Origin of the sequence: Rhodoferax sediminis (genome assembly GCF_006970865.1) — a bacterium.
GTDB lineage: Bacteria > Pseudomonadota > Gammaproteobacteria > Burkholderiales > Burkholderiaceae_C > Rhodoferax_A > Rhodoferax_A sediminis.
Genome location: NZ_CP035503.1, coordinates 2,592,080 through 2,605,074, shown reverse-complemented (window position 1 = coordinate 2,605,074; position 12,995 = coordinate 2,592,080). Strand labels below are relative to the sequence as shown.

General features: G+C 64.3%; 14 protein-coding genes. 4 read left to right on the top strand and 10 right to left on the bottom strand.

The features are described from left to right. Positions 1–2: 2 nt before the first annotated feature. Genes bioF through nadB form a run of 7 tightly spaced genes read right to left on the bottom strand, consistent with a single transcriptional unit; the run spans position 3 to position 7,740 of the window. Positions 3–1,250, bottom strand: a complete 1,248-nt coding sequence (bioF, locus tag EUB48_RS12585) for an 8-amino-7-oxononanoate synthase (protein WP_142819443.1) — start codon at positions 1,248–1,250, stop codon at positions 3–5. Then, on the bottom strand, positions 1,247–1,906 hold the full coding sequence (gene bioD / locus EUB48_RS12580; protein WP_142819442.1) for a dethiobiotin synthase: 660 nt from the start codon (positions 1,904–1,906) through the stop codon (positions 1,247–1,249). Before bioD ends, bioF begins: the two co-directional genes overlap by 4 nt. After that, positions 1,903–3,228, bottom strand: a complete 1,326-nt coding sequence (locus EUB48_RS12575; protein ID WP_142819441.1) for an adenosylmethionine--8-amino-7-oxononanoate transaminase — start codon at positions 3,226–3,228, stop codon at positions 1,903–1,905. Before EUB48_RS12575 ends, bioD begins: the two co-directional genes overlap by 4 nt. 1 nt (position 3,229) lies before the next feature. Continuing rightward, complete coding sequence (panD, locus tag EUB48_RS12570) at positions 3,230–3,610, bottom strand: aspartate 1-decarboxylase (RefSeq protein WP_142819440.1); 381 nt, start codon at positions 3,608–3,610, stop codon at positions 3,230–3,232. After that, positions 3,522–4,262: a chorismate--pyruvate lyase family protein gene (locus tag EUB48_RS12565; protein ID WP_142819439.1), complete on the bottom strand. Its 741-nt coding sequence runs from the start codon at positions 4,260–4,262 to the stop codon at positions 3,522–3,524. The genes panD and EUB48_RS12565 overlap by 89 nt, the downstream gene beginning before the upstream one ends. Before the next feature lie 17 nt (positions 4,263–4,279). Continuing rightward, on the bottom strand, positions 4,280–6,040 hold the full coding sequence (gene pabB, locus EUB48_RS12560) for an aminodeoxychorismate synthase component I (protein ID WP_244618192.1): 1,761 nt from the start codon (positions 6,038–6,040) through the stop codon (positions 4,280–4,282). A gap of 53 nt (positions 6,041–6,093) precedes the next feature. Then, positions 6,094–7,740 (bottom strand): L-aspartate oxidase, encoded by a 1,647-nt coding sequence (nadB, locus tag EUB48_RS12555; protein ID WP_142819438.1) that lies wholly within the window; start codon positions 7,738–7,740, stop codon positions 6,094–6,096. Between the two features lie 60 nt (positions 7,741–7,800). Between nadB and nadC the strand changes: the two genes are divergently transcribed. Both nadC and nadA read left to right on the top strand, forming a co-directional pair. Beyond that, positions 7,801–8,703 (top strand): carboxylating nicotinate-nucleotide diphosphorylase, encoded by a 903-nt coding sequence (nadC, locus tag EUB48_RS12550; RefSeq protein ID WP_142819437.1) that lies wholly within the window; start codon positions 7,801–7,803, stop codon positions 8,701–8,703. Further along, positions 8,688–9,797 carry a quinolinate synthase NadA gene (nadA, locus tag EUB48_RS12545; RefSeq protein ID WP_142819436.1) on the top strand — a complete coding sequence of 370 codons (1,110 nt, stop codon included), beginning with the start codon at positions 8,688–8,690 and terminating at the stop codon, positions 9,795–9,797. Before nadC ends, nadA begins: the two co-directional genes overlap by 16 nt. Before the next feature lie 5 nt (positions 9,798–9,802). Here the strand turns inward: nadA and EUB48_RS12540 are convergent, their stop codons facing one another. Both EUB48_RS12540 and EUB48_RS21390 read right to left on the bottom strand, forming a co-directional pair. Continuing rightward, positions 9,803–10,009: a hypothetical protein gene (locus tag EUB48_RS12540; protein WP_142819435.1), complete on the bottom strand. Its 207-nt coding sequence runs from the start codon at positions 10,007–10,009 to the stop codon at positions 9,803–9,805. A gap of 146 nt (positions 10,010–10,155) precedes the next feature. Further along, positions 10,156–10,398, bottom strand: coding sequence for a hypothetical protein (locus tag EUB48_RS21390; protein WP_168226672.1), 243 nt, complete (start codon positions 10,396–10,398; stop codon positions 10,156–10,158). Between the two features lie 104 nt (positions 10,399–10,502). On the opposite strand from EUB48_RS21390, the gene EUB48_RS12535 reads away from it, so the two are divergent. After that, complete coding sequence (locus EUB48_RS12535) at positions 10,503–11,006, top strand: thermonuclease family protein (protein ID WP_244618191.1); 504 nt, start codon at positions 10,503–10,505, stop codon at positions 11,004–11,006. 73 nt (positions 11,007–11,079) lie between these two features. On the opposite strand, the gene EUB48_RS12530 is transcribed toward EUB48_RS12535, so the two are convergent. After that, positions 11,080–12,054: an NADPH:quinone oxidoreductase family protein gene (locus tag EUB48_RS12530; RefSeq protein WP_142819434.1), complete on the bottom strand. Its 975-nt coding sequence runs from the start codon at positions 12,052–12,054 to the stop codon at positions 11,080–11,082. Between the two features lie 131 nt (positions 12,055–12,185). Between EUB48_RS12530 and surE the strand changes: the two genes are divergently transcribed. Then, on the top strand, positions 12,186–12,974 hold the full coding sequence (gene surE, locus EUB48_RS12525) for a 5'/3'-nucleotidase SurE (protein WP_142819433.1): 789 nt from the start codon (positions 12,186–12,188) through the stop codon (positions 12,972–12,974). The last annotated feature ends 21 nt before the right edge of the window (positions 12,975–12,995 follow it).

Here is a 12,995-nt window from a genome sequence, read left to right as displayed (position 1 = left end):
TCTCAGGCAAGGGTGGGTTCGAGCGCTGCGGACGGGCGCTCAAGCTGCGATTTCGGCGCCAGCCCGGCGAGTCCCTGGATCAGGCGGTCCACGTCGTCCTCGCTGTGGGCGGCCGACAGGGCAATGCGCAGCCGGGCCGTGCCCTCGGGCACGGTGGGCGGGCGGATCGCCGGCACCCACAGGCCGCGCTCGCGCAGGCCTTCCATTACGGCCAGGGCCTCATCGTTGGGGCCGATCACCAGCGCCTGGATGGCGGTGACGGAATCGCCGAGCCGCCAGGGCGTGCCGCGCAGGATCGGCTGCAGGCCGTCGCGCAGCCGTGCGATCAGCCGGCTCAGGTGGTCGCGGCGCCACTGTTCGGTTTCGATCAGGCGCAGGCTTGCGCGCAGGGCGCTGGCCAGCAGCGCCGGCGCGGCCGTGGCAAAGATGTAGCTGCGGGTTTTTTGCAGCAGCCATTCGACCAGCGCATCGTCACCGGCCACAAAGGCGCCCGCCACACCGGCGGCCTTGCCCAGCGTGGCCATGTAGAGCACGCGGCGCGAGGCCCGGGCCCCGGTCAGGCCAAACTTCGCGAGGCTGCCGCGGCCTTCGGGACCCAGCACGCCGAAACCGTGCGCATCGTCGAGCAGCAGCAGCGCGTCGTGCCGCTCGCACAGCGCCAGCAGCGCGGGAATGTCGGCGATGTCGCCGTCCATGCTGAACACGGCGTCGCTGATCACGAGCTTGCGCCGCGCCGGACTTTGGCTGAGTGCCGCGTCCAGCGCGCCCAGGTCGGCATGCGCATAGCGGTGGATGTGCGCGCGCGACAAGCGGGCGCCGTCGATCAGGCAGGCGTGATTCAGCGCGTCGGAGAACAGCGCGTCGCCTTCGGCGACCAGCGCAGGCACGATGCCGATGTTGGTGGCGTAGCCGGCGTAAAAATACAGGGCACGCGGCAGTTCGGCAAAGCGGGCCAGCGCCTGCTCGAGCGCCTCGTTGGCCGCGCTGTGGCCGCTGACCAGCGGCGAGGCGCCGGCGCCCACGCCGAACTCGTGGGCGCCGGCACAGGCGGCCTGCACCAGCGCGGGATGGCTGGCCAGGCCCAGGTAATCGTTGCTGCAAAACGCGAGCATGGACTGGCCATCGACCTGCAGGCGGGCCCCGCTTTCGGGCACGACCACGCGGCGGCGGCGGCGCAGGTGGGCGCGGTCCAGCTCGGCGATGCGCGCCGGGAATTCGTCGATCCAGGAAGGGTGGGTGTTCAGGGTCATGGCAGGTGGAGGGCGATGGCCCGCGGGTCAGGGGCGTCCTGATAGGCGATGTCGGCCAGCAGCGGCGCGGCGAGTTGGCGCTGCAGCCAGGCGATATTCTCTTCTTGCGCCTGCATTGCAGGGTCGATGCGGTTGGCCACCCAGCCGGCGAGCAGGAGGCCGCGCGCGCGGATGGCTTCGGCAGTCAGCAGGGCGTGATTCAGGCAACCCAGGCGCAGGCCCACCACCAGCACCACGGGCAGGGCCAGCGCCTGCGCAAGATCGGCGCCGGTGCTGCTGTCCGACAGCGGCACGTGGAAACCGCCCGCGCCTTCCACCACCACGGCATCGGCGCGGCGTGCGAGCTCGCGGTAGCAGGACACCAGATGCTCGATGTCGATGCGCACACCGGCGCGTTCGGCCGCGATGTGCGGCGACAGCGGGTCGGGCAGCAGGACGGGGTTGTCCAGTTCGGGCGGTACTTCGACAGTGGAGGCTGCGCGCAGCGCCAGCGCGTCTTCGCTGGCCCAGCCATCGCCATGGCGCACCCTGCCGGCGGCCACGGGCTTCATGCCGACCACGCGCGGGTGGCGCCTGGCCAGCGTGTGCAGCAGCGCGGCCGACACCAGGGTCTTGCCGACGCCGGTGTCGGTGCCGGTAATGAAGTAGGAATTCATGATGCGGGCGTCTCTTCAGCCAGGGTAGCTTCAAGCGCGGCCAGCGCGCCTTGCGCGAGGCATTGCACGGCCTCGGCATCCAGCACATAGGGCGGCATGGCGTAGATCGTGCGGCCGATCGGGCGCAGCAGCAGGCCGTGCGCCAGCGCGTGCCGGTGGTATCGGCTCGCGAAATCGGGCAGGGCGGTTTCTACATCCCAGGCCCAGATCATGCCGAGGTGGCGCGCATGGCGCACGCGAGGATGACTCGTCAGCGGTGCGAACGCTTCATCGAGCGCACGCGCCAGCACCGCGTTGCGCGCCAGCACGTCTTGCTGTTCAAAGATCTCGAGCGTGGCCAGCGCAGCGCGGCAAGCTAGCGGGTTGCCGGTGTACGAGTGCGAATGCAGGAAGCCGCGCGCCAGCTGGTCGTCGTAAAAGGCCTCGTAGACCGCGTCGGTGGTCAGCACGGCCGACAGCGGCAAAGTGCCGCCGGTCAGTCCCTTGGACAGGCAGATGAGGTCGGGCCGGATGCCGGCCTGCTGGTGCGCGAACATCGTGCCGGTGCGCCCGAAGCCGGTGGCGATTTCGTCCACCACCAGATGCACCTCGTAGCGGTCGCACAGCGCGCGCGCCAGGCGCAGGTACTCAGGGTCATGCATGGCCATGCCGGCCGCGCACTGCACCAGGGGCTCGACGATCAGCGCCGCGGTCTCTTCGTGGTGCTCGGCCAGCCAGGCCTGCAGCGCCGCGGCGCTGCGCCGGGCCACCTCAAACGCGCTCTCGCCGAGACGCGCGCCGCGCGCGTCGGGGCTGGGCACGGTAGCGGCCAGGCGCACCAGCGGCGCATAGGCTTCGCGAAAGATCGCGATGTCGGTCACGGCCAGCGCACCCACGGTTTCACCGTGGTAGCCACCGGCCAACCCAATGAAGCGGTTCTTGGCCGGCCGGCCGCTGTTGCGCCAGAAATGCGCGCTCATCTTGAGTGCGATCTCGGTGGCCGAGGCGCCGTCGCTGCCATAAAACGCGTGGCCCAGGCCGGTCAGCGCGGCCAGGCGCTCGGACAGTTCCACCACCGGTGCATGGGTGAAGCCGGCGAGCATCACATGGTCGAGCCGCTCCAACTGGTCGGCCAGTGCGGCCTGGATGTGCGGATGGCTATGGCCGAACAGGTTGACCCACCAGGAACTGATGCCGTCAAGGTAGCGCCGGCCGTCCACGTCGTGCAGCCAGGGTCCCGAGGCGTGCGCGATCGCGATCGGCGGCTGCGCCTCGTGCAGCTTCATCTGCGTGCAGGGGTGCCACACGCTGCGCAGACTGCGCGCGGCCAGGGAAGCATTCATCTCAAAGCTGCTGCGTTGGAACGTGTTGGCGCGCGCCGATCTGGCGGTTGGCCTCGTCCACAAACACCAGTTGCGGCTTGTGCGTGGCCATCTGGTCTTCGTGCACCTGGGCGAACGAGGCGATGATGATCAAGTCGCCCATGGCGGCGCGGCGCGCCGCCGAGCCGTTGACCGAGATCATGCCGGTGCCGCGCTGGCCCTTGATGGCGTAGGTGACGAAACGCTCGCCGTTGTTGATGTTCCAGATATGGATTTGTTCGTTCTCGGCGATGTTGGCCGCCTCGAGCAGGTTCTCATCGATGGCGCACGAGCCTTCGTAATGCAATTCGCAATGGGTCACGGCGACCCGGTGGATCTTGGATTTCAGCAGGGTACGGAACACGGGGTTTCCTCTGGCCGGTTATGTTGCGGCGCAGCATACTACGAATCGTGTCACATTGGGGACATTTAGAGAGTCTATTTGGTTGCAATTGCTGCCCGCCTTGTGGCGGGCAATCCCCGGCTCCGGGCCGCGCCAGCGCCTTCATATGCGGCACGAACGTCTCCATCACCCGCAGCAAGGCGCCCTGGCGACTGAATATCGAATTGCGCGACCAGAGCATCTGCGCCGAGGGATCCGACCCGGTGGCCTGGCGCCACTGGCGCTGCAGGTGCCGTCGGGTATGACCATGGCGGGACAGGCGACGCGGCTGCAGGGTGCTACGCCGGATGCGGGGGTCGTCATAGAGCAAATGCGCCAGCGGGCGGCTGCCCAGACCCTTCAAGGCTTTCCAGGGACCGGCCAGGGCCGACTGGTGCAGGGCCGAGCGGGCCCATACCAACGGTTCGCCATCGACCCGCAACAGGACCTCGCGCACCACCGTCAGTCCGCTCCGCGGCAGGCCCAGCGCCTGTTGTTCATGCCGGCGCAGGGGCGCAACACGCTGACTCAGCACCTGCACCTCGAAGCGCTGGCCGAGCCGGGCCAGGTGCTGGCTCAGACTGCCGGGCACCTTCAGCCAACGGCGCAGGCCGCTTCGATAAGCCAGTCCCATGGATTCAATCAGCCTGTTCAGGCTCTCCGACCGGACGGTGGGTGTTCATCGAGTACGGCATCCACCCATCCGCGCAGGCTGTTCACGAAGGCCAGCGCCTGCACGCGCTGCAGCTCGTCTACCCGCACCACGGCTTCGGCCAACCGCCCTTCGCGCAGCCAGCGGGCCCGCCCGATCCCGCCCAGCAGGCCGCAGTGCAGCGCCGGTGTGACCCAGCGTCCATCCAGCAGCAGGGCCACGTTGCCGCGGGTGCACTCGGTGATCTCTCCACGCCGGTTCCACAGCAGGGTGTCGAAGACGTCAGGCTCGCTGGGGGCAAACGCGTCGTAATGCGCACGCCGCGTGGTCTTGAAGCGCACGAACTCACTGTCCGCCTCTTCGAGCGCGCTCGTGGCCAGTCTTAAGCGAACTGGGGTCGGCGTCAGGTCCAGCGCGTAGGCCTCGGCCTGGACCTGTCCGCCGGCATCGAGCCGCAGGCGCACCCGCCAGCGCCCTTGGAGGTGCGCATCGACCAGTTGCCGCAAGCGGCCCGCGACATGCGCTGCGTCCCATGGGTAGGCAAAATGCGCGGCCGCATCCGCCATGCGCGCCAGATGGGCCGGCGCGTCGCGCAGGGCACCGCCCTCCAGTGCCAGGGTTTCGAGCAATTCGAACGGCTGGCTTGCGCGTTCGAGAAAGGCACGCTTGTGGCGCCACTCCTGCCATTCGCCCTCGGCCTGCGCATCGGCCGTGATACCGCTGCCGATACCGCAGCTCGCCGCCGTGCCGCGCAGGGTCACGGTGCGGATCGCCACGTTGAACGTCGCATGCCCGCCCGGGCGGACAACGCCCACCGCGCCGCAATACACGCCGCGCGGTTGCGGCTCCAGATCGCAGATCATGCGCATGGCCTGCACCTTGGGTGCACCGGTGATCGAGCCGCAAGGAAATAAGGCCGTGAACACGTTGGCCAGTGTGGTCCCGTCCCGGGTGAGCGCCTCGACATCGGAAGTCATCTGCCACACCGTGGGCAGCGCCTCAAGGTGGAACAGCCGGGGCACGCGAACGGAAAAAGGCTTGGCAATGCGCGACAGGTCGTTGCGGATCAGGTCGACAATCATGACGTTCTCGGCGCGCTCCTTCGGCGACGCGGCAAGTCGAGCCGCCAGCGCTTCGTCATCTGCCGCGGTGGCGCCGCGCGGTGCCGTGCCCTTCATGGGTCGCGCCAGGATGCGGCCATCGCGCCAGTCAAAGAACAGTTCCGGCGACACGGACAACACCTGCTCTGTTCCGCTGTCGATGAACGCGGCATACCCATGGGGCTGCGCTTGGCGCAGCCTCATGAACCAGGCCCGCGCATCGCCCCGAAACTCGGCCTGCAGCGGCGCGGTGTAGTTGACCTGGTACAGCTGGCCTGCAGCGATGGCCTGGTGAATCTCCGCCATGCGCTGCTCGAACGTGGTGCGCGGCAAGTCGCTCTGCCACTCGGCGCCGGGCGCGCCGGCGCCGATGTCCATGGGCGGCCACGGCTGAGCGGCATCGTGTACCCCGAACCACGCCAGCGGGCCATCGCTGCCGCCATGCACCGCAAGCGCGGTGTCGAAGGCGGGGGCGGCCTCGTAGCGCAGGTACCCGACGCACCAGCGGCCCTGCCGGGCCATGGCGTCCACGGCCTGCAGCACCGGCACCACCTGGGCCACGGTGTGTGCGGCCAGCACCTCGCGTGGCGCGCCGAATGCCGCGCGCAGCGCCGAGCCCCGATCGCCTCGGGTGGCGACAAAATCGATCAGCGTTTGCACGGTGCGCCTGCATCCTTCACGGGTCACAACACGTCAATTCAGGCGCGCCGATGTCAATGACAAGGGGCATTTTTGCTCGACGCTCTCGCGTCAGAGCCTGGCCACAGCACCGTCGGTAAAGCCAGCGCCTCCGTGTGCGGGTAATCCCGACTGAAATGCAGGCCGCGGCTTTCATGGCGACTTTGTGCGCTGCGAACGATCAGGTCCGCCACCTGTACCAGATTGCGCAGTTCCAGCAAATCGCGGGTAACCGCAAAATGAGAGTAAAACTCTTCAATCTCCGCCTGCAACAGTGCGATGCGATTGGCAGCCCGCTCCAGGCGTTTGTTGGTGCGCACAATGCCGACGTAGTCCCACATGAAGCGACGCAACTCCTCCCAGTTGTGGGAAATGACCACGCATTCGTCTGGATCCGAGACCAGACTATCGTCCCAGATGGGCAGTGCCGTAACGGATGGCGCAGCTTCGCCGCCCATGGTCTGCACCGCTGCACGTGCAAAAACCATGCATTCAAGCAGAGAGTTGCTTGCCAGCCGGTTGGCGCCGTGCAGTCCTGTACAAGCCGCCTCTCCGATCGCATAGAGCCCGGCAAGGTCGGTGCGCCCGTGCAGGTCGGTTTGCACACCGCCGCAGGTGTAGTGGGCGGCGGGCACCACGGGAATGGGTTGACGCCTGATGTCAATTCCGAATTCCAGGCAACGTGCCAAGATGGTGGGGAAGTGCGTTTGCAAGAATTCCGGGCTTTGGTGAGCGATGTCCAAATAGACGCAATCCAGCCCATGCTTTTTCATCTCAAAATCAATGGCGCGCGCCACCACATCACGCGGAGCCAGCTCCAGACGTTCGTCATGCGCCGCCATGAAGCGTGTGCCATCAGGCAGGACCAGCCGCCCGCCTTCTCCGCGCACCGCTTCAGAGATTAGAAACGACCTGGCGTCCGGGTGATAAAGGCAGGTGGGATGAAACTGGATGAACTCAAGATTACTCACCGCGCAGCCAGCGCGCCAGGCTGCCGCAATGCCGTCGCCAGTAGCGGTATCCGGGTTGGTGGTGTACAGGTATACCTTGCCTGCACCGCCAGTCGCCAGCACCGTGTGCGTTGCCCCCAACGTGACAACTTCTCCACGACCTTCGTCAAAGACGTACAAGCCCAGGCAGCGGTTCGTTTCCGTGGAAGACGGGTTCAGTTTATGGCTGGTGATCACGTCCACCAAGGTGTGGTGCTCAAACAGGCTGATATTGGTTCGCCCACGCACTTGCTCCATCAAGGTGCGCTGTACGGCTGCGCCGGTGGCGTCAGTCATATGCACGATGCGGCGCTGGCTGTGTCCGCCTTCGCGCGTCAGGTGAAGCTGATCCGTGGTGCCTTCTTCCAGTGTGAACGCGACACCCAACTGACGCAGCCAGGCGATGGCTGCGGGAGCATTTTCTACTACAAAACGGGTTGCGTCCGGGTCGCACAGCCCGGTGCCCGCAGTGAGGGTGTCTTGCACATGCTCATCGAAGGAATCTCCCTCTGCCAGTACGGCCGCAATTCCCCCTTGTGCCCAAGCACTGGCACCGTCGCTTAATTGTTGCTTGGTGACAATGGCGACCTGCTTGTCCGGTGAGGCCAACAAGGCGGTGGCGAGGCCCGCCAAGCCGCTCCCCACGATGACCAAATCGAATGACCGCACGGGTCTTCTTTGCAATAAATTCATGTGCCGCCAATGTGACAAAATGCCGGCAGTTTACCTATTTCCTGACTTCATTCTTACAACATGACCCCATTATTTGACTTCTCGGCTGATGCAATCCGGGCATTGGCCCGAGATGACGTGGCCCGTGCTTTGGCAGAAGACATCGGCTCTGGTGACCTTACAGCTGGCTTGATTCAAACTGACCGCCGCGCCCGCGCTCGTGTGTTGGTCCGTGAGCCGGCAGTGCTGTGCGGTGCCCCGTGGGTAGAAGCCGCCGTGCGGGCGCTGGATCCACAAGCCCGCTTAACCTGGCACGTGCAAGAGGGAGAGTCCTGTGTGGCAAACCAGGTCGTGCTTGATATTGAGGGTCAGGCTCAGGCGCTCCTGAGCGTCGAGCGTACCGCATTGAATTTTTTACAGATGCTGAGCGCCGTCGCCAGCAAGACGGCTTTGTACGTAGCGATGGTTCGGGGTACTGGAGCCCGCATCGTAGACACCCGCAAAACGCTACCGGGCCTGAGACTGGCGCAAAAGTACGCGGTCCGAACGGGTGGCGGTCTTAACCACCGGATAGGCCTGTTCGACGCCGTGCTGATCAAGGAGAACCACATTGCTGCCGCTGGCGGCATCGCTCCTGTGCTGGCACGCGCCGCAACGGTCGCGGCACAGGCGAGCTTTATTGAAATCGAAGTGGAAACATTGGAGCAGTTGAAGGAGGCCTTGAACGCCGGTGCCGCGATGGTGCTGCTTGACAACATGGATGCACTAATGGTTCAAGAAGCTGTGCGCCTTAACGAAGCCATGAGTGCGGCCAAAGGAGTCGGGCGTGCCGTTCTTGAAATCTCGGGCGGCGTGATGCTGGAGAGCGTACGCGCGCTGGCGCAGACCGGGGTTGACCGTATCTCAGTTGGGGCTTTGACAAAAGACGTCAAAGCCATTGACTTTTCTGTACGATTTGAGAGTCCGTTATGCCTGAAGCCCTGACTTCGCTGGTAGACGTCGAGTACGAGCAACCTGCCTGTGACACGCGGCGCGCGTGGGCCCGAATTCCAGTGGAGCCTTCGCAATCCGAGCGGACTGCGCTTAAACACAAAATCCGCCATTTGCTCAAAGTGCGCAACGCCGTGATGGTGTCGCACTTCTACGTTCATCCTGATTTGCAAGACCTGGCCGAGGAGACTGGTGGATTGGTCAGCGACTCCCTGGAAATGGCTCGCTTTGGCCGCAATCATGCGGCACAAACGCTGGTGGTCTCCGGTGTCCGCTTTATGGGTGAGACCGCCAAGATTCTCTCGCCCGAGAAGCGGGTGCTGATGCCAGATCTGGACGCGACCTGTTCGCTGGATCTGGGCTGTCCGGTGAATGAGTTCAGTGCTTTCTGTGATTCACATCCTGAGCGCACCGTCGTTGTTTATGCCAACACCAGCGCAGCCGTGAAGGCTCGGGCGGATTGGGTAGTGACGTCGAGTTGCGCCGTGGATGTCGTACAGGCCCTCAAGGAGCAAGGGCGCAAGATTTTGTGGGCGCCCGACAAGCACCTGGGTGATTACGTACAACGTCAGACGGGGGCTGACATGTTGTTTTGGCAAGGCAGTTGTATAGTGCATGACGAGTTCAAAGCTTTTGAGCTGCAAGCGCTGAAGGCGGATCACCCCAATGCAAAGGTACTGGTCCACCCCGAGTCCCCTCCCGACGTGGTCGCCCTTGCTGATTCAGTGGGCTCTACGTCTGCGCTATTGAAAGCCGCGCACGAAATGTCTGCCGTCACCTTCATCGTTGCCACTGACAACGGCATGATGCACAGGCTGCGCTCGCTCAATCCCGGGAAGATATTCATCGAAGCGCCCACTTCGGGTCAAAGTGCTACCTGCAAGAGTTGTGCGCAGTGTCCCTGGATGGCCATGAACAGCCTTGCGGGTCTGGCTCACGTGTTGGAAACTACCAGCAACGAGGTACACGTGGATTTGGAATTGAGCCGTCGTGCCCAAGTGCCGATTGACCGTATGTTGGCATTCACAGCGAAGAATAAGCCCGGGTTCCCTGCAGGCGCCATGATTCCCGACCTCGGGGCGGTGTAGGTCTATCAGTATTGATTTTCACTGAATCTTGGCCCCGGTTTTTCATCTAATTTTGCCCCACCCTTGGTGAAGTAGCCGGGCTGCTCGGATGTGGATAAGTCTAACGTCGAAGGTATCGTTTCTCCTTCCATGCGCCTGGGCACGATCCCAAGACGGGTATCGTCATCAAGTGCAATCGCAAGACAGTCACCGTGATCACGGATGACAAGCATCAATGGAATGTGGCGCCCGTGTTCCTCAGTAGGGTGATCGTCGCTGAGTCCGACCCCCACCCGGGTCAATCCCAAGTCATTCAGTTGCCCGGCAAACGGTAGGCAGATGCACGGCCCGCGACAGTTCGGGCCCAGACAGCCTCTATTCAAGATGGGATAGCCAGCCGGCTACCGCTGTACAGCTTGGGTGGATCGCCCTGGCTGCGCGTTCTGGGCTGGCTGTGGATGTGCGCTGCGATCTCCAGCAACTTGTCCAAGCGCTCGGTCCGCGTGTCCTCGCTTTGCATCTTGCGCTCAATGTCCCGAATGACGCGGCCAAGGTAGAAGACACGTTTTCCGGAGACGACGGCATGCCGTTCTTCGGCTGTGAGCGATGTGACGCGGTGCATGCCGCTACCGTATTGCTGGCCATGGCGCTTTGCCTAAGTGCCGGGCTGACGGTCGCCGCAACCATTGAGGGGCGGGTCTCGTTGGAGTGACCGATGGCGGCACCGTGACCGTGCTGGATGCAGGCAAGGTGCAGCACAAAATCCGCCTGACGGGCATTGACGCCCCCGAGAAGGCGGAACCGTTCGGCCAGCGCGCCAAGCAGAATTTGTCGATATGGGTATTTGGTAAGAAGGTGCTGGTCGAAACGGACAAGCTGGACCGCTATGGGCGTACGCTCGGCAAGGTGATGGTCAATGGGTTTGACGCCAATCTTGAGCAGGTCAAGGCAGGCTTTGCGTGGCACTTCAAAGCCTACGAACGAGAGCAGCCTGCCGAGGACAGACAGGTTTATCCCCGGGTTGAAGCGGTCGCGCGCTGCTCGGGCGCGTGTATGGCGCGATGCGGTTCGGATACCACCCTGGCACTGGCTCAGCCGCAGGCGCAAGCAGCCGGGGGACTGAAGCCATGGATTGCGGAGCATTTCGCCGCTAGAAACAACCTCTTGAAGCCCGCATGGATACTGGGTTTGCGTTATGGGCGGTGGCTCCCTATCAGCCGCCCCAGGTAAATAAAGAAAAGCCCGCTATCGAAAAGATAGCGGACTTTCTTTCGTGTGGCCAACACCGTTTTTGGCGCGCAGGTCAGTTCACCATCACCAGCTTGCCCTTCACGCCGCGCGAGCCCATGTGCGCGTAAGCGGCCTTGAGCTCGGTCATGGGCATGGTGCGGTCGATCACGGGCTTGATCTTGCCCTGGGCATACCACTGGGCCAACTCGGCCATGGCGGCCGCGCTGGCCTTGGGTTCCTGCTGGGCGAAGCCGCCCCAGAACACGCCGACGATGGAGGCGCCCTTGAGCAGGGGCAGGTTCAGCGGCAGCGAAGGAATCGGCCCTGACGCAAAACCCACCACCAGGTAGCGGCCGCGCCAGGCGATGGAGCGGAACGCGGGCTCGGCGAAGTCGCCGCCGACCGGGTCGTAAATCACGTCCGGGCCTTTGCCGCCGGTCAGTGTCTTGATGGCCTCGCGCAGATTCTCGGTGGTGTAGTTGATGGTGGCGTCGGCGCCAATGGATTTGCACAGTGCGCATTTTTCGTCGGTGGACGCGGCGGCGATCACCTTGGCGCCCATCACCTTGGCAATCTGGATGGCCGAGGTGCCGACGCCACCGGCTGCGCCCAGCACCAGCACGGTTTCGCCGGCCTTGAGTTGGGCCCGGTCCACCAGCGCGTGGTGCGAGGTGGCGTAAATCATGATGAAGGCGGCCGCATCCACATGCGGAAAACCCTCCGGCAGCGGCATGCACTGCGCGGCGGTTGCAATGGTGTGGGTGCCGAAGCCGCCGGTGCCCGACAGGCAGGCCACGCTCTGGCCCACCTTGAAATGCGTGACGCCATCGCCGACGGCCTGCACCACGCCGGCGTATTCGGAGCCGGGCACGAAGGGCAGGGGTGGCTTGATCTGGTACTTGTTCTGCACGATCAGCAGGTCCGGGAAATTCAGGCTGGCGGCCTTGATTTCAATCAGCACCTCGCCCGCTTTCGGGGTCGGGGTGGGCAGTTCTTTCCAGGTCAGCGCATCGACGCCGACGGGGTTTTCGCAAAGCCATGCATGCATGAAAAATTCTCCAATGAAACTGCCCGGATGATAGAGCCTGGCCCGGGGCCCGAATGTCCCACGAGCGACCAACGCAGCGGCCCGCCTGGAGGCGGCGTGCCACCTACAATCGGTTGCACTCCAAATCGACTATGAAAATCCTGATCTCCAATGACGACGGCTACCAGGCGTCCGGCATCGTGACGCTGTACGAGGCCCTCAAAGACGTGGCCGACGTCGAGGTGGTGGCGCCCGAGCAGAATAACAGTGCCAAATCCAACGCGCTCACGCTGCACTCTCCGCTGTACGTGAGCCAGGCGGCGAACGGTTTTCGCTACGTCAACGGCACTCCCGCCGACTGCGTGCACATCGCGCTGACCGGCCTGCTCGGCTATCGGCCGGATCTGGTGATCTCTGGCATCAACAACGGCGCGAACATGGGGGACGACACGATTTACTCAGGCACCGTGGGCGCGGCAATGGAAGGCTACCTGTTCGGCATTCCGGCGATTGCCATTTCGCAAGTCGAAAAGGGCTGGCGCGAGCTGGACGCCGCAACGCAAAAAGCGCGCGAACTGGTGCTGCAAATGATTCGCGGCAGCCTGCTGGGCCTGGCGCCAAATGCCGAGCCCTGGCTGCTCAATATCAATATTCCCAACCTGCCGCTGGACCAGCTCAAACCATTGAAGATATGCCGCCTGGGGCGTCGGCATTCCGCCGAGCGGGTGATCATGCAGGACAGCCCGCGTGGTGAGACCATGTACTGGATTGGCGGTGCCGGGCCGGCCAAGGACGATGCCGAGGGCACGGACTTTCACGCGGCGCTGCAGGGGCACGTCACGGTGACGCCGCTGAAGGTGGACCTGACCGATCATGATAACTTGCGCTACTGGGCGCAAACGGCCGCCCGGCTGTCCGACCGCCGCGACGGGGCCTCCTGATGGCGCAGCGTCCGAGCTTTC

What these genes read in the sequence shown, in the direction of transcription:
- nadC (WP_142819437.1), top strand. Translation starts at nt 7,801, where the DNA reads ATGACCCCATTATTTGACTTCTCGGCTGATGCAATCCGGGCATTGGCC.
- nadB (WP_142819438.1), bottom strand. Translation starts at nt 7,740, where the DNA reads ATGAATTTATTGCAAAGAAGACCCGTGCGGTCATTCGATTTGGTCATC.
- EUB48_RS12575 (WP_142819441.1), bottom strand. Translation starts at nt 3,228, where the DNA reads ATGAATGCTTCCCTGGCCGCGCGCAGTCTGCGCAGCGTGTGGCACCCC.
- EUB48_RS21390 (WP_168226672.1), bottom strand. Translation starts at nt 10,398, where the DNA reads ATGCACCGCGTCACATCGCTCACAGCCGAAGAACGGCATGCCGTCGTC.
- EUB48_RS12540 (WP_142819435.1), bottom strand. Translation starts at nt 10,009, where the DNA reads ATGCTTGTCATCCGTGATCACGGTGACTGTCTTGCGATTGCACTTGAT.
- EUB48_RS12530 (WP_142819434.1), bottom strand. Translation starts at nt 12,054, where the DNA reads ATGCATGCATGGCTTTGCGAAAACCCCGTCGGCGTCGATGCGCTGACC.
- EUB48_RS12565 (WP_142819439.1), bottom strand. Translation starts at nt 4,262, where the DNA reads ATGGGACTGGCTTATCGAAGCGGCCTGCGCCGTTGGCTGAAGGTGCCC.
- bioD (WP_142819442.1), bottom strand. Translation starts at nt 1,906, where the DNA reads ATGAATTCCTACTTCATTACCGGCACCGACACCGGCGTCGGCAAGACC.
- bioF (WP_142819443.1), bottom strand. Translation starts at nt 1,250, where the DNA reads ATGACCCTGAACACCCACCCTTCCTGGATCGACGAATTCCCGGCGCGC.
- nadA (WP_142819436.1), top strand. Translation starts at nt 8,688, where the DNA reads ATGCCTGAAGCCCTGACTTCGCTGGTAGACGTCGAGTACGAGCAACCT.
- surE (WP_142819433.1), top strand. Translation starts at nt 12,186, where the DNA reads ATGAAAATCCTGATCTCCAATGACGACGGCTACCAGGCGTCCGGCATC.